Source organism: Flavobacterium branchiicola (genome assembly GCF_018383905.1).
GTDB classification, from domain to species: domain Bacteria; phylum Bacteroidota; class Bacteroidia; order Flavobacteriales; family Flavobacteriaceae; genus Flavobacterium; species Flavobacterium branchiicola.
Genome location: NZ_JAGYWA010000006.1, coordinates 408842 through 427731, shown reverse-complemented (window position 1 = coordinate 427731; position 18890 = coordinate 408842). Strand labels below are relative to the sequence as shown.

Below are 18890 nucleotides of genomic sequence, written 5' to 3'. Positions count from 1 at the left end.
AACTAATGCTTATTTTTTAATTTACTTACTCATTATAATCTGTGGCAAAATTATATCTCGGCCTATCCAAACCTTCATATTCTTTTTTAAAATCCCAATTTCTACGGTCAATTAAGAATAATACTTAAAAAATTTCGTGCATTTAATCCCTTTTTATACGATTAACAGAAAACATACGAAATTTCACAATTATAGTAAACTAAAGCAGAAAATCATTTGTCTCCCCGCAAAATAACGATTACTTTTGCCCCAGTTTAACTTTTACATACAAAATGAAGCCTAACACACAACAATTAAGCGATTTAACTATCCAAGTTAGAAGAGATATTCTTCGAATGGTACATGCTGTCAACTCAGGTCACCCAGGTGGTTCTCTAGGTTGTACTGAATTTTTGGTAACCTTATACCAAAATATTATGGAGCGCAAAGAAGGTTTTGATATGAATGGAATTGGAGAAGATTTATTTTTCCTTTCAAATGGTCATATTTCTCCTGTCTTTTATAGCGTTTTAGCACGTAGTGGTTATTTTCCTGTTTCAGAACTAGCAACTTTCAGATTATTAAACTCTCGTTTACAAGGACACCCTACAACTCACGAAGGTTTGCCTGGAGTTCGTATTGCTTCTGGTTCATTAGGACAAGGTTTATCTGTTGCTCTTGGTGCAGCTCAGGCAAAAAAATTAAATGGAGACAATCATTTAATCTATTCTTTGCATGGAGATGGCGAGTTACAGGAAGGTCAAAACTGGGAAGCAATCATGTATGCTTCTGCAAAAAAAGTAGACAACATTATCGCTACTATTGACCTTAACGGAAAACAAATTGACGGAACAACAGACGAAGTTTTACCAATGGGAAGCATTCGTGCTAAATTTGAAGCTTTTGACTGGGATGTTTTAGAAATCAAAGCAGGAAACAGCATTGATGCTATTCTTGCCGGATTAAATGATGCTAAATCAAGAACAGGAAAAGGAAAACCAGTTTGTATTTTATTACATACTGAAATGGGTAACGGTGTTGATTTTATGATGCATACACATGCTTGGCACGGTAAAGCACCAAACAATGATCAATTGGCAAGTGCTTTAGCTCAAAACATTTCAACTTTAGCAGACTATTAAAAAAAGCTTTAAGCCATAAGCAGTAAGCTTTTAAGCCTATTGCGTGTAGCCTATTGCATAAAGCATACATATAAAAATGAAAAAATATATAAATACAGGAAGCAAAGATACTCGTTCGGGTTTTGGAGCAGGAATGACTGAACTAGGTCAAAAAAATGAAAATGTTGTAGCATTATGTGCTGATTTAATTGGATCATTAAAATTTGATGATTTCAAAAAAAATCACCCGGAACGTTTTTTCCAAATTGGTATTGCAGAAGCTAATATGATTGGAATTGCCGCTGGTTTAACTATTGGAGGAAAAATTCCTTTTACAGGAACTTTCGCTAACTTCTCTACAGGAAGAGTTTACGACCAAATTCGTCAATCTGTTGCTTATTCTGATAAAAACGTAAAAATCTGTGCTTCTCACGCTGGTTTAACTTTAGGAGAAGACGGAGCAACCCACCAAATCCTTGAAGATATTGGTTTAATGAAAATGTTGCCTGGAATGACCGTAATCAACACTTGTGATTACAACCAAACAAAAGCAGCTACATTAGCATTAGCAGATCACCACGGTCCTGCTTATTTACGTTTCGGTCGTCCGGTTGTAGCTAACTTTACTCCTGCTGACGAACCTTTCGTAATTGGAAAAGCAATTATGTTAAACGAGGGAACTGATGTTACAATTGTAGCAACAGGTCACTTAGTTTGGGAAGCTCTTATTGCTGCTGAAGCTCTTGAAGCAAAAGGAATTTCTGCTGAAGTAATCAACATTCATACTATTAAGCCTCTTGATGAAGAAGCAATTCTAAAATCAGTTGGCAAAACTAAGTGCATCGTTACCGCAGAAGAACACAACTACCTTGGAGGTCTTGGTGAAAGTATTTCCGGAGTATTAGCATTAAATCAACCGACTCCACAAGAATTTGTAGCCGTAAACGATAGTTTTGGCGAATCTGGAACTCCAGAGCAATTAATGGAAAAATACAAATTAAACAATCAGGCGATTGTTGAAGCTGTAGAAAGAGTAATCAAAAGAAAATAATTTTTTACTTTCTTACTTTATAAAAAAAACCTCGAAATGTGAATTTCGAGGTTTTTTGTTTTCATAATATTTTTTTTTAGATCATGATATTGCGACAGAAAACTTATAGCTGAGAATAAAACTATCAGTAAGAATAAACTACCCGTATACATCAGAATTATAACCTCTAGGCAAAAAAAAGCCTATTCTGCAAACCGCATAAAAAAAGACCCGTTTGAAACAATCAAACAGGTCTTTAAATATCAAAATAAAGATATGAGTTATTTTATCGCGTGATGATCTTTGTCAACATGAAGTCTATTTCGACCAGGAGTAGTATAATCAATAGTTCCATTAGGTAAAACTGCAGGAATTCCCCAAGTCTCAGTTTCATCAACATTTGGCGTTACAGGACTATCCGGAATTGGATCATATGGATAATATTTACTAATACCAGTAACAGGAGCTCCTGTTGGTTTTGTAATTTCAAACAAAGTGGTATAACCATCACCATCATCATCAATATCCAAGAAATCAGGCGTTCCGTCTCCATCTGTATCATCAACCAATTTTAAAGCAGCAGGAGGATTAGGATACTTCACTTTATCAGCTAAATTATAAGTATACCCGTCACCGTTAACATCTTCGTTATAATCAAAAACACCATCTTTATCATGATCCCAACGAGCTAAGCCCATTAATTTAAAACTAAACATTAAAGGAGAATATGCCGGAATATCCGTTTGCCCTGAAGCATAATATCCCAATCCAGAAGGTAGAAACATAACACCTGCACCAAAATTATTATAAGTTACCACGCCTGAAGCATCGGTCGTAGAATTTCCAGTTTTAAACTTTGGAAAAATTTCTGCCCATCCTTCAATAACAGATTTCTCATCATAAACAAATAAATCGAAAGTTATTGGAATTCCATTTGAAGTATCAAACACAGTTCCATTCAAAAGACTTCCTACATAAGACGCATTAATTCGATCTGTATTGATAGGGTTTTGACCCACCCCTTCATTTAATACTAAATAATATACTTTATAAGTAATATCATCATTATATACATCTCTATTTTGCAAAGGATAATCTTGTTGATCCCAAACAGAAACCTGAGCACCACCTGCAGGAATTTTTTCAAATGTTATATCAAAATCGGCTGTAACTTCCTTTATATAGTGAGTCTTTAAATATTTAGTAATAGAATCATTATCTGCCTTGTATTGCTCTGTATAATCACGCAAAGGAACTACCACTACTTCATCATCATCTTTCTTGTTGCAAGAAACAATCGCAATACCTGCCAGTAATAAAACAAAGTAATATTTAAATTTATTCATTATTGTTAATTTTTTAGGTGCGCAAGATACAATATTGATTTATTTTTGTAAAGAATTTAACTTCGAATTTAGAAAAATTATGAGAATAGATAAATACTTATGGTGCGTGCGTTATTACAAAACCAGAAACATGGTTACTGAAGCATGCAAAAAAAACCATATTACAGTAAATGGGCAGGTTGCCAAACCTTCAAAAGAAGTTTTCCCTACAGACAAAATCACCTTCAGAAAAGATCAGATTACTCAAATCATTACTGTACTAGATATTCCGGAGAATCGTGTGGGAGCAAAACTTGTTGATATATATCGTAAAAATGAAACTCCACCTGAAGCTTATGCGCATTTAGAACTTTTAAAACTTTCTAAAGAACATTATCGTAAAAGCGGTACAGGAAGACCTACCAAAAAAGACCGAAGAGATATTGATGAATACGGAAACGAAATTTTTGACGAAGACGATGATATCTAAATTCCAATTTTTAAAATTGCTTCGCCTGTTCGCTATCGCTCGGGTCCAAATTCCAAAAAAAAGCAAAACGCTAATTTTCTAAAATTGGAATTTGGAATTTCAATGATTGGAATTTTAAATTTTATAAATTTGTACATTAGCAAAAAAAATAAAATCATGAGCAAGAATATCATCTTAACCAATCAGGAAATCGAACACAAAATCAAACGTATCGCTTATCAAATCTACGAAACATTTGTTGATGAAGAAGAAATTGTGATTGCCGGAATCGCTTCAAACGGTTCTGTTTTTGCTCAAAAAATTGCCTTAGCTTTAAGCAGTATTTCAACACTAAAAGTTACTACCTGCGATGTTAAAGTAGACAAACAAAATCCGCAGCTGGCAATCCAGACTTCATTAACTAAAGAAGAATACCAAAACAAAGGTTTAGTATTAGTTGATGACGTACTAAACTCTGGCACTACTTTAATCTATGCTGTTCGTCATTTTCTCGATGTTCCGCTAAAGAAATTCAAAACAGCAGTACTCGTAGACAGAAATCATAAAAAATACCCTGTAAAAGCTGATTTTAAGGGTATCTCTTTATCGACATCTTTATTAGAGCATGTTCAGGTTGTTTTTGATGACAACGGCGATGATTACGCTTTTTTAAGCTAAGATCGCCAATATATCCTCAACCGTTTCTTCGACAGCTTTATTATCAACCGACAATTTATATTGTGCGTGGTTATAATAAAAGCTTCTGTCGAACAAATGCTTTGCAATAAACTCTTTCATTTCCTCTTCATTCATATTTGCAATTAATGGGCGCTTGCTTTTGTTTTGCACTAATCTGCTATATAAAGTATCAATGGATGCTTTTAGATATATAGAAACAATATCTTCATTCTGGAGCAACAAATGATTATTTGCATAACATGGTGTTCCTCCTCCTAAACCAATAATATTGTTTTCTGGAGAATGAAGTAATTCGACAAACATTTCATGCTCTAATTTTCGAAAATATACCTCTCCATGTTTAGAAAAAATTTCATTTATAGACATATTTGCTCTTTTTTCGATGCAACTATCCAGATCGAGAAACGGAATATTTGTAATTTTTGACAAGTTTTGGGCAATTGTTGACTTTCCGCAACCCATATAACCTAATAACACAATTTTTTTCATAATAATAAAACCTTATAAACTAAGACGTTGGGATTTTTTTGTAAAAAAAGACAAATTTATAATAAAAATGCTTGGAAACTTCGAAAATAACTCCTTATATTTGCACCCGCATTCAAGAAACGAATATGACTCGATAGCTCAGTCGGTAGAGCACATCACTTTTAATGATGGGGTCCTGGGTTCGAGCCCCAGTCGGGTCACAAAATTTGTGATTAACAAAATAAGTTTCTTGAAAGCAATGACTCGATAGCTCAGTCGGTAGAGCACATCACTTTTAATGATGGGGTCCTGGGTTCGAGCCCCAGTCGGGTCACAAAAGGTCGGGTAATTTATTTTACTCGACCTTTTTTCATTTTAGGCCACGTGGAGAAACGGTAGACTTGCCATCTTGAGGGGGTGGTGCTCGTAAGGGCGTGTGGGTTCAAATCCCACCGTGGTCACAAATAAGCGGAAATCTTTATTCATAAGGTTTCCGCTTTTTTTATTTCAAAATAAACCAACCTCATTTTAATTTTCAGATATTGCCCTAAAAATAATTTATATTTACAAAACTGTAATCTAAAAAACATTATACAATTTGTAATAGAGAATAAATTTATGAAGCAAAAAATTTCATTATACGTTTTAACTATTTTCATTTTACACTCTTGTCAAAATAATAATGACACAAAATTACGTAAAGATATAATTGGCGAATGGACTTATATCAAAACAGAAGACCAGAGAAAACCACATAAAAATGATAACATCAAATTTCTACCACCTTCTCCTTTTGGCAATCACATACCCGGATATATATTTTTAGAAAATAATGTATGCGAAAACAAATCTGGTTACTTCAACAGTATTGACGCAAAAGAAAGAAAAAATAGAAAAACATTTTTCTTAGGAACAAAAACCAAGTATAAGATTCTAAACGACAGCCTACAAATATTAGATTTAACAACTAAAACTTGGGAGAATCAGAAAATACATTCGATCACCGGTGACACATTAACAACAAAAATAAGTGATAGTATCTTTGCAAAATATGCAAAAACAAAATATAAGATCAACCCAAATGAAAATTATGACAAAATAATTTTTTCCTCTTCAAGCTCTGATGACTATTGCCCCATATTAAATATAAGTATTGACAATAATGGCAATGTCATTTATCAAGGTCAGGCTTATAATACTAAAAATGGATTTTTTAAAGCCAAGATTACCCAAAACCAATATCAAAAAATTCAAACTAATTTTAAAAAAGCCAACATAACCAATCTTAAAGATAGATATGAAGCAGATCGGTCCGATGATGAAACCGTCACCGTAACATTTATCAAGAACAACAAAATCGTAAAGTCAATCCATGATTATGGAAGAGAATCTCCAATTGCATTAATTTGGGCCTATACATCTGTTAGATTTTTATATCAACAAATAAAACTGACTCCCTTAAAAACTGACAAACCTTTATTATCAATATGGGGAATACGTTTTACTAAAGGAAATCAAATTTGCGACCTGACAAAATCTGAGAGTTTTTATCTTTTAACTGAAATTTTTAAAGGCACAGAAACAGCTTATAATTTTGAAAACAAATACCAAATTGAATTTTGGAATGATCAAAATAAAAAAGAAATAATCAATACAGACGGTAGATATTACAAGCTAAAAGATAAAATTATAGATATTGGCTATAATTTTTTAACCTTAAACAATCTGACTGATAAATTTAGACAAGAGAATAAATACAGCGAATAAAAGTTTCTACAAAACAATTATTTCTCACTTCAAATCTTCAAAACATCCAATATGCGGTTCAAACCTCATAATAATCAATAAAAAAACAGCTCCTATTTTATTGTAAAATAGACATTTAAAATTTATTCCAAAAAAACCTTTAAAAAAAGGCTTTACAAACTAAATAAAGTACTTATATTTGCACCCTCATTCAGAGAAGCAATGACTCGATAGCTCAGTCGGTAGAGCACATCACTTTTAATGATGGGGTCCTGGGTTCGAGCCCCAGTCGGGTCACAAAAAAGGTCAAGTATTAATTTACTCGACCTTTTTTCGTTTTAGACCATATTTAAAACAACAAAATCGTTATTTTAAAAATATACTTCCTGTAAAATTAAACAGATTCAAATCATACTGTGATTACTTAAAAATAATTCTTACCGCATCACTTTGCGATACTTTACTTTTTATTTGACAGAAATTCATCGCTAGACAATACGTTAGCATATAAACCACCCAAAGCATTCAATCCAGCCAGAAAAGCTTTATTAATCTGAGCCGCCGGAATTGTTTCCCCATTTAATTCCCTGTCTCTTGTAGCTACAGCATCGCTTATTACAATATTTTTAAAACCATTATCCATAGAAGCCCTAACGGTAGCATCTACACATACATCTGTCATCATACCCGCAAAAACCAGATTTGTAATATTATTTTCCTTCAGATACTCCAGTAATTTTGTATCTCTAAAACTGTTTGGATAATTTTTTGTAAATATCTTTTCATTTGCAAGAGGAGCAACAATCTTATTAATTTCGGCACCTTTTGTATTTGGGAGAAAAAATGTAGCCCCTTCTTGTAACGCAATGTGCTGTACATGTATTACCTCCATTTTATTTTCTCTAAAATAAGACAATACTTCTTTTGCCTTTTGCCCTGCTTTTTCTGCTTCTACAAGTTCCATAGCTCCACCAGGGAAATAATCATTTTGAATATCAATGATAATTAATGCTGTTTTTTCTGTTTTAGTACTTTCCATTTCTTGTGTGTTTTTAGTATTATTTTCTTTCTGCGAGTCATTCTTTTTATTACAAGCTATCATAGTGGTAATTAGTAATAATAACGAAACTGTCTTTTTCATTTTAATCGTATTTTATAAGTTTTTAAATTAATTTGTGATGATTACTTAACATAAAAGAGTTAATTTTAAATATTTGTACAATTAAATCTTCATTCTTTTTTGTTTCGTATTGCATCTTTTATTTTTTTTTGACAAAGGTATAGTGGCACATAAAAAACCCACGTTGAACTAGTTCACCAAATACCAAAAAGAAATAAACCAGAAAGAATCAAGAAGACTTTAAACAACAATTAAAACAGTAAATCATGAAAGAGAACCGATTTTACGAAAACATAAAGAAACATATCGACCTTTCTGAAAGTGAGTTTGCAAAACTTAGCTCGTTTTACCATGTTGAAGAAATACAAAAAAATCAAATGCTACTTTCTGAAGGTGAAATTTGCGATTTCGAAGGATACATTTTAGAAGGCTGTTTTAAAATTTTCTATAAAGAAGACAATGTAAAAGATCATATTTTATACTTTGCCATTGAAGATTGGTGGGTCCTGGACATTGGAAGTTTTGTATCCGGAAACCCTTCAAAATTAAATATTCAAGCTTTAGAAGATTCAAAAATCATTACAATAACCAAAGAGCAGAAAGAAAAACTGTACGCTGAAATACCCAAAACCGAAAGACTTTTTCGTTTAATGAATCAAAAAGCTTTGGAGTCAATTCAATTATGCATGATAAGCATGTTAAATAAAACCGCAGACAAGCGCTATCTGGAATTTAAAGCAAAATACCCTACACTCGAACAAAGAATCCCACAACATCAAATAGCAGCCTATCTTGGCATATCTCATGAATTTTTAAGTAAAATCAGGAGAAAACTATTGTAAATCTTTCAATACTTCACAATGCAATAAAGAATTAAAGCGTATTGAAGAACTTTGTTCACAGCATCAACAGTGCGATAAAAAGAACTACTCTATTACAAAAAGAAGTCTTTATTTTCAGCCTAAAAGCATTACTAAGCACTAGCTCAAAAAAAAATCCAAATCAATTTTAAACCCTTTCAACACCTAACCTTTTCATAATCAGAAATAAAAAAGCGTTAAAATATTTGCGTAGTTAAATAACTACATATATATTTGTAGTCAAATAACTTCACAATGAATTTAAGAAGAGATGTATTTCAGGCAATAGCCGATCCAACAAGAAGAGCTATATTACTATTGGTGACTTCGCACTCCATGACAGCGGGAGCGATAGCGTCCAATTTTGACACTGCGCGTCCTACAGTTTCCAAACATTTAAAGATACTAACAGAATGCGAACTACTCCAGCAAACCCAAAATGGTCGTGAAGTTCACTACACAATCAATGCAGAACGAATGCGGGAAGTAGCCGATTTTATCGAACCGTTCCGTCAAATGTGGGACGACAGATTTAATAAACTTGAAGCTATAATGAAAAACTATAAACCAGAAAACTAAACCAACATGGAACTGAAAACAAAAATAAATGCTCAGGACGGCAAACAAGAACTTGTAATTACCAGAGATTTTGATTTACCTGTAGAATTACTTTTTAAAGCGTATATAGAACCGGAACTCGTTGAACAATGGATGGGAACAAAGGTTTTAAAACTTGAAAATAAAAAATATGGAGGTTATCAATTTGAAACCAGTGACACAAAAGGAAATGTGGTTTTTCAGGCAAATGGTGTAATTCATGAATTTATTCCAAACCAAAAAATCACAAGAACATTCGAAATGGAGAATTCTCCTTTTACTGTACAGTTAGAATTTCTGGAATTTGAAAAACAAAGTGACACAACAAGCAAATTGACAATGCATATTGTATACAAATCAACCGCCCTTAGAGATCAGATGCTTCAGCTTCCGTTTAAACAAGGATTAAATATGGCGCACAATCGCTTACAGGAAATATTTACTAATCTAAAATAAACCATCATGACAAAGAGAAACAAAATTATTTATTGGGTTGCTACACTATGGCTTTCATTAGGAATGGTAGCAACTGGAATTGTTCAGTTAATGCAAACCAAAGACGAAACAGACCGAATATCACATTTGGGTTATCCGATTTATTTGCTAACTTTATTAGGCGTTTGGAAATTATTAGGCGTTATTGCCGTTCTTATTCCTAAGTTTCCTGTTTTAAAAGAATGGGCTTATGCCGGATTTTTCTTTGCAATGTCAGGGGCGGTATTTTCACATTTTATAAGTGGAGACGGAGCAAAAGATTATTTTGGACCAGCGCTTTTAATAATTCTGACTGTAATTTCGTGGTATTTCAGACCGGCTGAAAGAAAAGCTATCACTGTTTAAACTTTAAATATTATAACAATGAATCCAAAAGTCGATTTTTTCTTTGATGAAAGCCAAAAATGGCAGAAAGAACTGGAACAACTGCGAACTATCGCTTTGGATTGCCAGCTAACGGAGGAATTAAAATGGGGTTCACCCTGCTATACCTACCAAGGCAACAACATTGTTTTAATTCATGCCTTTAAGGATTATTGCGCTTTTTTGTTTTTTAAAGGCGCATTACTTAAAGACACAGACGGAATTTTAATTCAACAAAGTGATAATGTACAAGCAGCGCGTCAAATTCGATTTACAAACCTTAAAGAGATTATTGATTTAAGCGCCATTTTAAAAACATACATTTATCAGGCGATTGAAATTGAAAAAGCCGGATTGAAAGTGATCCTGAAAAAAACTTCAGATTTTCCGGTTTCTGAGGAATTTCAGAAGAAATTAAATGAAAATCCTCATGTCGAAAAAGCTTTCAAGGCCTTAACACCTGGTCGCCAAAGAGCTTATTTATTACATTTTTCCCAACCTAAACAAGCAAAAACACGCGAAGCCAGAGTTGAGAAACTTGTTCCGCTCATTCTTGAAGGAAAAGGCCTTAATGATTAATTCTAAACCCGTTGGGTGAAATTATTTTTTAACACATAGAAACAATAGATTTTAATTTCAAATAAAAAAAGGCAAAAGAAAAAACCAGTTTTCACACATAGCTATGTTTATTTAAAAAAGTGAAACGCCTTTTATGCACAAGAAAAACTATGTCACTATGTGTTAAAATTAAATTTTGTTCAATTTCACCCAACGGGTTAATTCTAAATTACATTAATACTCAAATTATGCTTAAAGCAAAAGACATATTACAACAACTTGAAGCTCTTGGAAATGAAAAGGTTCACGCACAAAACAAAAAACGCGGTGCGAGTGACAATCAATTTGGGGTTAAAATGGGCGATATTCGAACATTGGCTAAAAAGATAAAAACTAACCACGAATTAGCTTTAGAACTTTGGGATACTGAAAATGTAGATGCTCGCTTTTTAGCTATATTAATTATAGAACCCGAGAAACTTTCAAAAGATCAGATTGCCAAAATGGTTTCATCCGAAAAATTTGTCAACATTGCAGATTGGTTTTATTCTTATGTAATAAAGGATTATTCAGCTAAAGAAAGTTTACGACAGGAATGGATGCATTCTAATGATATTATGCACGGACGCGCAGCGTGGAGTCTAACCAGCGGATGTGTCGCCCGAAATCCGGAAGTTTTAGATTTACCCGCATTACTAGACCGTATTGAAACTGAAATGCCAAACGCTGCACCAGAAGTACAATGGACAATGAATAGCACTTTGGCACAAATTGGAATTAAATTTCCTGAATTTAGAGACAGAGCTTTATCTATAGGAGAAAAACTTGGAATTTACAGAGATTACCCAACTTCAAAAGGCTGCACCTCTCCTTTTGCCCCAATCTGGATTAATGAAATGGTTCGCAGACAAGAATAAAACCTAAAAAAATCATCAAATGAAAAACAGCAATAAACTTTCGCAAGAAGAACAAGATCAAATCATTAGTATTTTAAAAACTCGTTTTGAAAAAAACAGGAATCGCCATGCAACTATTGAATGGTCAAAAGTAGAAACAAAATTGAATGCAAATCCGGAAAAACTATGGTCACTTCTTCAAATGGAAAAAACCGAAGGCGAACCGAATGTTGTAGATTATGACAAAAATACAGATGAATATATTTTTTATGATTGTGTAGCAGAAAGCCCAAAATCACGAAGAAGCCTTTGTTACGATCGCCAGGCGCTTGATGCAAGAAAAGAACACAAACCTAAAAATAGCGCTGTTGATATGGCGGAAGAAATGGGAATTGAAATCCTGACAGAAGAGCAATATCAAAAGCTACAGGAACTTGGTAATTTTGATACTAAAACCTCAAGTTGGATTGCAACTCCGGCAGAGGTTAGAAAACTTGGCGGAGCGGTATTCTGCGATTATCGTTACGGTAGGGTATTTGTTTATCATAATGGCGCAGAATCTTATTATGCAGCAAGAGGGTTTCGAGGTTCTTTAAGCGTTTAAAATTTATAAAATCAACATATTTGTATAAAACACTCAATATCAATTTGTTTTTTCTCTTGTGATTTTTCCATTAAAAATATTTAGGCCATAATGACAATAATTTTACAACAGAACTTCTCCTACAAAGCAAAACTTTACTAAATTCGTTTGGAAATAATTAATCACTAATCCCAAATTAGTTTATGAAAAACCTACTATTAGTATCATTTATTATGATTACTTGCTCTACATGGGCACAATCTGCAACGGCCTATTTTGACAAAGCCATGAAAAAAGCCGAAGCAGGCAATACCAAAGGCGCTATCGCCGATTATACAAAAGCAATCAGCATGAATTCTAAATTTGTTGAAGCTTACCAAAACCGTGGCGTAGCCAAACTAAAGCTTAACGATTTAAAAGGAGCTTTGGCAGATTTTAGCAAAACTATCGAATTAGACAGCATGAATGCCGATGCCTTTACCGGAAGAGCAAATGTCAATTACAAATTAATGAATTTTAAAGAAACTATAGAAGACTGTACTTCCTCTCTTGGTTTAAATCCAAAAGATTATATCGCTTACAATCTGAGAGGTTTAGCTTACAATAAGAATGGAGACAAAAAAAACGCCTGCAAAGACTTCTCTAAAGCAGTTGAACTTGGCAGCCAAAGTGCTATTAAAAACAAAGCAACTTTTTGTAAATAAGTGCAGTTAAAAAACATAAAAAAGCCATTTGTAAATTGATTTTACAAATGGCTTTTTCTGTTAAAAGACAAGTTGTAATCCTATAAAAGATATTCATACATTTGCTTGAAAATTAACCAATATGGCGCTCTTAAAAAAACTAAACCACTTTGCAGAAACCGATAAAAACTCCGGTTTTGGATCTAACGCCAATAGCTACGGTGGAAGATTTGTAAATAAAAACGGAACTCCAAATATCGAAAAACGAGGAATGAATTTACTTCGCAGAATAAGCTGGTATCATACCATGATCGATATGCCCAATTGGAAATTCATGCTCATATTGTTTACTTTTTATATTGCAATCAACTTTATTTTTGCTGTTGCTTATTACGCAATCGGAATTCAGCATCTCGACGGAATTGCACAATCGCAAAGTGTTCTCACTCAATTTGGGCAAGCTTATTTTTTCAGTGCTCAAACCTTTACAACCGTTGGATACGGCCATATAAGTCCAACAGGTTTTTTAACGAGTGCTTTGTCTGCCGCCGAAGCTTTGATTGGTTTACTAAGCTTTGCTATTGCAACCGGACTTTTCTTTGGAAGATTCAGTAAGCCAACTGCCTTTTTAAAATTCTCACATCACGCCCTGATTTCTCCTTACGGAGAAAACAAAGGACTGATGATTAGACTTGTTCCTTTTAAAAACACCAATTTTACAGATGCAACTGCAAAGATCACTTTAGGAATGAGTGTTGAAGAAAACGGAGAACGAACCAACAAATTCTACAGTCTGGAACTCGAGTTAGATCGCATAAATGCACTTTCGTTAAGCTGGACATTAGTTCACCCTATCACCAAAAGCAGTCCCTTATATAATTTTACAGAAGAGGATTTCAAAAAAATACATGGCGAAATTTTAGTCTTCATCACCACATTTGATGATATGTTTAGTAACACGGTTGCGGCCAGAACTTCCTATACATTTAATGAAATTATTTACGGTGCCAAATTTCAAACCATGTATAATCGCAGTAAAGATGGCTCAAAAACAATCTTGCATTTAGACAAACTAGACCATTATGATACTATCATGTTCGAATAATATACTATTTTGATACTATAATGCTTCAAAAATCGATCATTTTGATCAAGTTATACCTGTTTTCTCAGATTTTGTTCTATTTTTGTTTGCCAATTTATGAAAAATGATGAACAATATTAAAACTGTTTTCAGCATTAAAGATCTTGAAAACTTATCTGGAATAAAAGCACATACAATAAGAATTTGGGAAAAGAGATACAATATTCTTGAACCAATGCGAACTGATACTAATATCAGGCTTTATAATTTGCAAAATTTGCAGAAGCTTCTTAATATTACATTACTTCATGAATATGGTTATAAGATCTCTAAAATAGCCACCTATCCTGAGGAAAAGATTCCGCAACTGGTGCGTGAAATTACTTCTAAGAAAAATTCGCAAAACTACGCCATTACTTCATTTAAAATGGCTATGATGAATTTTGATCAGGAATTATTCTTCAATACTTTTGACTGGCTTATTTCTGAAAAAAATTTCAAAGAAGTTTTCAGAGATAACTTTCTTCCGTTATTGAAGGAACTTGGAGTGTTATGGCAATCTGAAACCATTACTCCCGCAAATGAGCATTTCATGAGTCATTTGATCAAACAAAAGATTCTGATTTATACGGAGAGCCTTCAAATCTTAAAACCGATAAAAACCGATAAAATTTTTGTACTTTCATTGCCTTTAAATGAAATTCATCAAATAGGTCTTCTCTATTTGCAATATGAAATTTTATCTCAAGGTTACAAAACCATTTATTTAGGCGAAAGCATGCCAATTGAAAACTTGCAGGATCTTACACGCCATTTTGAGAATATCACTTTCGTTTCATTCATGACAGTTCAACCGGACAGAAATGTGATTAATCAGTATATTAAATCAATGGGACAGAAATTGTTACAAAAAAACAATGAAATATGGCTTATGGGTAATATGGTAGAACATATTGACCAGACTAACCTGCCAGATAGAATTCATATTTTCAATTCTATGGACGAAACTATCGATCATATTTAATATTTTGTTTAAAGTTTTTGTACATTTGTTAAACAAATGAGAAAAACGATTAGCATAATAGGATCAGGCTTTTCTGCATTAGCCGCTGCGTGTTATCTTGCCAAACAAGGAAACACCGTAACTCTTTATGAAAAAAACAAAACCATTGGTGGGCGTGCCCGACAATTTAAAGAAAGCGGCTTTACCTTTGACATGGGGCCTAGCTGGTACTGGATGCCCGACGTTTTTGAGCGTTTCTTTCATGATTTTAGTAAAAAATCTTCTGATTATTATGAACTAATAAAACTAAATCCTGCTTATCGGGTTTATTTTGGTATTAATGATTTCATTAGTATTTATGATAATTTAGAAGATATAAAAGCTACTTTCGAAACTATTGAAAAAGGAAGCGGAAAAGAACTTCAAAAATTCATTAATCAGGCAAAAAGCAATTATGATATTGCAATTAAAGATTTAGTCTATCGTCCCGGAGTTTCTCCTCTGGAGCTTATTACACCAAAAACGGCATTAAAACTAAATCAGTTTTTGGGTAATGTAAGCAACGATATTCGATTAAAATTTAAAAACGAAAGACTGGTTCAAATCTTAGAATTTCCCGTTTTGTTTCTGGGTGCAAAACCATCTAAAACACCTTCATTTTACAATTTTATGAATTACGCCGATTTCGGTTTAGGAACCTGGCATCCAAAAACAGGTATGTTTGATGTGATTCTCGGAATTGAAAATTTAGCTAAAGAACTTGGCGTAACTATTAAAACCAATTCTTCCGTTGATAAAATTATAGTCGAAAACAAAACCGCAACCGGAATTATGGTAAACGGAGAAATTGTAAAATCCGATATCGTTTTAAGCAGTGCCGATTATCATCATTCTGAAACTTTACTGGAAAAAGAACATCGTCAATATTCTGAAAAATACTGGGAAAGTCGCGTTTTCGCACCTTCCTCCCTCCTGTTTTTTATTGGCTTCAACAAGAAAATTGAAAACATTTCGCATCACGCTCTATTTTTTGATACCGATTTCAATCAACATGCCAGAGATATTTATGACAATCCAAAATGGCCTGATGCTCCATTATTCTATGCCAATTTTCCGTCTAAAACAGATTTGACAGCAGCACCGGACGGAATGGAAAGTGGTTTCTTTCTTATTCCGCTTGCGCCAGGAATTAAAGATAATGAAGAATTACGGGAAGAATACTTCGAAAAGATAATTACTCGCTTTGAAGAACTTACACAGCAAAAAATTAAAAATAACATTATATTTAAAAAGTCATTCTGCAAAAACGACTTTGTAGCAGATTATAATGCCTACAAAGGAAATGCCTATGGAATGGCAAATACTTTATTGCAAACTGCCTTTTTACGACCAAAACTAAAAAGTAAAAAAGTACGTAACTTATATTTTACAGGACAATTAACGGTTCCTGGTCCAGGTGTTCCGCCTGCTTTAATCTCGGGAAAACTAGTAGCTGAATTAATTCAAAAATCTTTTAGATCTTAAAAAATGAAATCACTATTTGATACCGTCTCTTTCAAATGCAGTAAACTGGTTACTCAAAAGTACAGTACTTCATTCTCACTGGCAGTCAAAATGCTGTCACCAAGTATTCGCGATGCTATTTATAGTATTTACGGTTTTGTGCGCTTTGCCGATGAAATTGTAGATTCATTTCATGATTATGAAAGAGAATATCTCATCACCGATTTCGAAAAAGAATATTACAAAGCAATGGAACTAGGAATTAGCTTAAATCCTATTTTAAATTCTTTTCAGCATACGGTCAAAAAGTATAATATTACTGATGATCTGATTCAGGCATTTTTAAAAAGCATGAAACTCGATCTAATAAAATCAACTTATAATACACAAACAGAATACGAAGAGTATATTTATGGTTCTGCAGATGTTGTGGGATTAATGTGCCTTAAAGTTTTTGTGACCGGAAAAGAACATAAATACGAACAACTCAAATATGAGGCTATGCGTTTGGGATCTGCTTTTCAGAAAGTAAATTTCCTAAGGGATTTAAAAGACGATAATCTAATATTAAACCGAACTTATTTTCCAGGTATTAACCTCAACAATTTTACCGAAGATTCAAAAACACAAATAATCGAAGAAATTGAAGAAGATTTCAGAGTCGCCTATCAGGGAATTGTAAAATTACCAATTGAAGCCAAATTTGGAGTTTACACTGCCTACGTTTATTATAAAAAATTGCTTCAAAAACTAAAAAACACTCCGTATCACGAAATTGGAAATTCCAGAATCAGGGTTTCCAATTATACAAAAGCAGGTCTTTTAGCGCAATCTTTTGTGACTTATAAACTAAAATTAGTATAATCACTGTTATTCTTTTATGCCAACAGTTTGTCATTTCGACGAAGGAGAAATCTTCACGAGTAACTCCGCAATCATAAGGGACAATCTTTGACGATATAGCAACGAAGATTTCTCCTTCGTCGAAATGACAAGATGGAGAACTCAAAACAATTAAAACAATACTTTTAATAATTCATAAAAATGATTTCTTTTTTAATCTTTTTAAGCGTTTTTCTGTTCATGGAATGTGTAACCTGGCTTACACATAAATATGTCATGCACGGTTTTATGTGGTACTTTCATTCAGATCATCATCAGCCAAAATATGAACATCCATTTGAGCGCAACGACATTTTCTTTGTCATTTTTGCGATTCCCAGCATTCTCTTATTTTATTTTGGTGTTGAAGGCGGCTTTAACTATTTATTTTTTATTGCATGCGGAGTTACCTTGTATGGTGCTTGCTACTTTTTAGTTCACGATGTTTTAATTCATCAGCGTTTTAAATGGTTTAAAAACACTAAAAACAAATACCTCATCGGACTCAGAAAAGCACATAAAATTCACCACAAACACCTCAATAAAGAAAAAGGAGAATGTTTCGGAATGTTGTTTGTACCATTTAAGTACTATAAAATTTAAAATATATTGGGCGTTTCCGCAGCGGCGGACCGGGCTTTTCGTTCCCGCTTTTTTATAACTGGCAAAAAAACCAGTCATAAAAAGAGCTCCACTTCAATCCCTAACGCTCACGTTTTCAAGAAGCATTTGTAACAATTGAATTAGCAAGAAAATGAAATTATACAAAATAGAAACCGTACAATATATAAACTCAAGCGTTGAAGATTGCTGGGATTTTTTCTCCAGTCCAAAGAATCTTCAAACCATAACGCCTGATAATATGAGTTTTGAAATTCAGGATTTTGATCATAAACGTATGTACCAGGGTCAGCTTATAACTTATACTTTAAAACCGCTTCTGGGAATCAAAACTTCATGGGTTACAGAAATTACAGTTTGTAAAGAAAATGAGTATTTTGTAGACATTCAGCAATTTGGTCCTTACAAATTATGGCATCATAAGCATTTTTTTGAACCGACAGAAGATGGAAAAACAAAGATGACAGACATCGTTCATTATGCCTTGCCATTAGGAATTTTAGGCCAAATAATGAACCGATTAATCGTAAAAAACAAACTGAAAAGCATTTTCGATTACCGATACAGTAAAATTGAAGAATTATTTAATTCTAAAAAGTAAACACAAACTTCACAGATTAACAAAGATTTAAAAAAAATCATTTCAAATCCTTTAATCTGTGGCAAAAAAATTAAACACATAGAATCATAGAATTCAGATTGAGAAAAAAAAGCGTTTCACTTACATCAATGCACATAGCTATGTGTTAGAAACTAGTTTCTTTCCAAACACTTTTTAGGAAAATAAAATCTATGTTTCTATGTG

General features: G+C 33.2%; 22 protein-coding genes and 4 tRNA genes. 23 read left to right on the top strand and 3 right to left on the bottom strand.

What is annotated here, in order from left to right:
* Positions 1–272: 272 nt before the first annotated feature.
* Positions 273–1121 carry a transketolase gene (locus KHA98_RS17285; protein ID WP_213259139.1) on the top strand — a complete coding sequence of 283 codons (849 nt, stop codon included), beginning with the start codon at positions 273–275 and terminating at the stop codon, positions 1119–1121.
* 76 nt (positions 1122–1197) lie between these two features.
* Positions 1198–2151, top strand: coding sequence for a transketolase family protein (locus tag KHA98_RS17280; RefSeq protein ID WP_213259138.1), 954 nt, complete (start codon positions 1198–1200; stop codon positions 2149–2151).
* A gap of 260 nt (positions 2152–2411) precedes the next feature.
* Here the strand turns inward: KHA98_RS17280 and KHA98_RS17275 are convergent, their stop codons facing one another.
* The gene (locus KHA98_RS17275) at positions 2412–3476 is read right to left on the bottom strand and encodes an FKBP-type peptidyl-prolyl cis-trans isomerase (RefSeq protein ID WP_213259137.1); all 1065 of its coding nucleotides are present in this window, start codon (positions 3474–3476) and stop codon (positions 2412–2414) included.
* A gap of 79 nt (positions 3477–3555) precedes the next feature.
* Between KHA98_RS17275 and KHA98_RS17270 the strand changes: the two genes are divergently transcribed.
* Entirely contained in the window at positions 3556–3945 is a 390-nt protein-coding gene (locus tag KHA98_RS17270; protein ID WP_213259136.1) for an RNA-binding S4 domain-containing protein, read from the top strand.
* Positions 3946–4101: 156 nt separating this feature from the next.
* A complete protein-coding gene (locus KHA98_RS17265; protein WP_213259135.1) occupies positions 4102–4602 on the top strand; it encodes a phosphoribosyltransferase domain-containing protein in 501 nt (166 codons plus the stop codon).
* Here KHA98_RS17265 and KHA98_RS17260 read toward each other — a convergent pair.
* The gene (locus tag KHA98_RS17260; RefSeq protein ID WP_213259134.1) at positions 4594–5112 is read right to left on the bottom strand and encodes a shikimate kinase; all 519 of its coding nucleotides are present in this window, start codon (positions 5110–5112) and stop codon (positions 4594–4596) included. The genes KHA98_RS17265 and KHA98_RS17260 overlap by 9 nt on opposite strands.
* Positions 5113–5239: 127 nt before the next feature.
* On the opposite strand from KHA98_RS17260, the gene KHA98_RS17255 reads away from it, so the two are divergent.
* From KHA98_RS17255 to KHA98_RS17235, 5 genes are all read left to right on the top strand, one after another.
* A tRNA-Lys gene (locus KHA98_RS17255) sits at positions 5240–5312 on the top strand.
* Between the two features lie 40 nt (positions 5313–5352).
* Positions 5353–5425: transfer RNA gene (locus KHA98_RS17250), tRNA-Lys, on the top strand.
* 44 nt (positions 5426–5469) lie between these two features.
* Positions 5470–5552 (top strand) — tRNA-Leu (locus tag KHA98_RS17245).
* Between the two features lie 157 nt (positions 5553–5709).
* On the top strand, positions 5710–6858 hold the full coding sequence (locus tag KHA98_RS17240; protein ID WP_213259133.1) for a DUF6438 domain-containing protein: 1149 nt from the start codon (positions 5710–5712) through the stop codon (positions 6856–6858).
* 203 nt (positions 6859–7061) lie between these two features.
* Positions 7062–7134 (top strand) — tRNA-Lys (locus KHA98_RS17235).
* A 163-nt stretch (positions 7135–7297) separates the two neighbouring features.
* On the opposite strand, the gene KHA98_RS17230 is transcribed toward KHA98_RS17235, so the two are convergent.
* Positions 7298–7978, bottom strand: coding sequence for a cysteine hydrolase family protein (locus tag KHA98_RS17230; protein WP_246522383.1), 681 nt, complete (start codon positions 7976–7978; stop codon positions 7298–7300).
* Positions 7979–8223: 245 nt separating this feature from the next.
* Between KHA98_RS17230 and KHA98_RS17225 the strand changes: the two genes are divergently transcribed.
* The 14 genes from KHA98_RS17225 to KHA98_RS17160 all read left to right on the top strand — a co-directional run bounded on the left by KHA98_RS17225 (position 8224) and on the right by KHA98_RS17160 (position 18686).
* Positions 8224–8799, top strand: a complete 576-nt coding sequence (locus KHA98_RS17225; protein WP_213259132.1) for a Crp/Fnr family transcriptional regulator — start codon at positions 8224–8226, stop codon at positions 8797–8799.
* Between the two features lie 273 nt (positions 8800–9072).
* Complete coding sequence (locus KHA98_RS17220) at positions 9073–9396, top strand: ArsR/SmtB family transcription factor (RefSeq protein ID WP_213259131.1); 324 nt, start codon at positions 9073–9075, stop codon at positions 9394–9396.
* A gap of 6 nt (positions 9397–9402) precedes the next feature.
* Positions 9403–9870 (top strand): SRPBCC domain-containing protein, encoded by a 468-nt coding sequence (locus KHA98_RS17215; protein ID WP_213259130.1) that lies wholly within the window; start codon positions 9403–9405, stop codon positions 9868–9870.
* Between the two features lie 6 nt (positions 9871–9876).
* Positions 9877–10254, top strand: coding sequence for a DoxX family protein (locus tag KHA98_RS17210; RefSeq protein ID WP_213259129.1), 378 nt, complete (start codon positions 9877–9879; stop codon positions 10252–10254).
* Positions 10255–10272: 18 nt separating this feature from the next.
* The gene (locus tag KHA98_RS17205; RefSeq protein ID WP_213259128.1) at positions 10273–10851 is read left to right on the top strand and encodes a YdeI/OmpD-associated family protein; all 579 of its coding nucleotides are present in this window, start codon (positions 10273–10275) and stop codon (positions 10849–10851) included.
* Positions 10852–11078: 227 nt separating this feature from the next.
* Positions 11079–11747 carry a DNA alkylation repair protein gene (locus KHA98_RS17200; RefSeq protein ID WP_213259127.1) on the top strand — a complete coding sequence of 223 codons (669 nt, stop codon included), beginning with the start codon at positions 11079–11081 and terminating at the stop codon, positions 11745–11747.
* A gap of 19 nt (positions 11748–11766) precedes the next feature.
* Positions 11767–12330 carry a DUF4256 domain-containing protein gene (locus KHA98_RS17195; RefSeq protein WP_213259126.1) on the top strand — a complete coding sequence of 188 codons (564 nt, stop codon included), beginning with the start codon at positions 11767–11769 and terminating at the stop codon, positions 12328–12330.
* Between the two features lie 182 nt (positions 12331–12512).
* The gene (locus tag KHA98_RS17190; RefSeq protein WP_246522381.1) at positions 12513–13013 is read left to right on the top strand and encodes a tetratricopeptide repeat protein; all 501 of its coding nucleotides are present in this window, start codon (positions 12513–12515) and stop codon (positions 13011–13013) included.
* A gap of 121 nt (positions 13014–13134) precedes the next feature.
* Positions 13135–14097, top strand: coding sequence for an ion channel (locus KHA98_RS17185; protein WP_213259125.1), 963 nt, complete (start codon positions 13135–13137; stop codon positions 14095–14097).
* 103 nt (positions 14098–14200) lie between these two features.
* A complete protein-coding gene (locus tag KHA98_RS17180) occupies positions 14201–15100 on the top strand; it encodes a MerR family transcriptional regulator (RefSeq protein ID WP_213259124.1) in 900 nt (299 codons plus the stop codon).
* Positions 15101–15136: 36 nt separating this feature from the next.
* Positions 15137–16603 (top strand): phytoene desaturase family protein, encoded by a 1467-nt coding sequence (locus KHA98_RS17175; protein ID WP_213259123.1) that lies wholly within the window; start codon positions 15137–15139, stop codon positions 16601–16603.
* Between the two features lie 3 nt (positions 16604–16606).
* Positions 16607–17446 (top strand): phytoene/squalene synthase family protein, encoded by an 840-nt coding sequence (locus KHA98_RS17170; RefSeq protein WP_213259122.1) that lies wholly within the window; start codon positions 16607–16609, stop codon positions 17444–17446.
* 180 nt (positions 17447–17626) lie between these two features.
* A complete protein-coding gene (locus KHA98_RS17165; protein ID WP_213259121.1) occupies positions 17627–18067 on the top strand; it encodes a sterol desaturase family protein in 441 nt (146 codons plus the stop codon).
* Positions 18068–18218: 151 nt separating this feature from the next.
* Positions 18219–18686 (top strand): SRPBCC family protein, encoded by a 468-nt coding sequence (locus KHA98_RS17160; protein ID WP_213259120.1) that lies wholly within the window; start codon positions 18219–18221, stop codon positions 18684–18686.
* Positions 18687–18890: the final 204 nt, after the last annotated feature.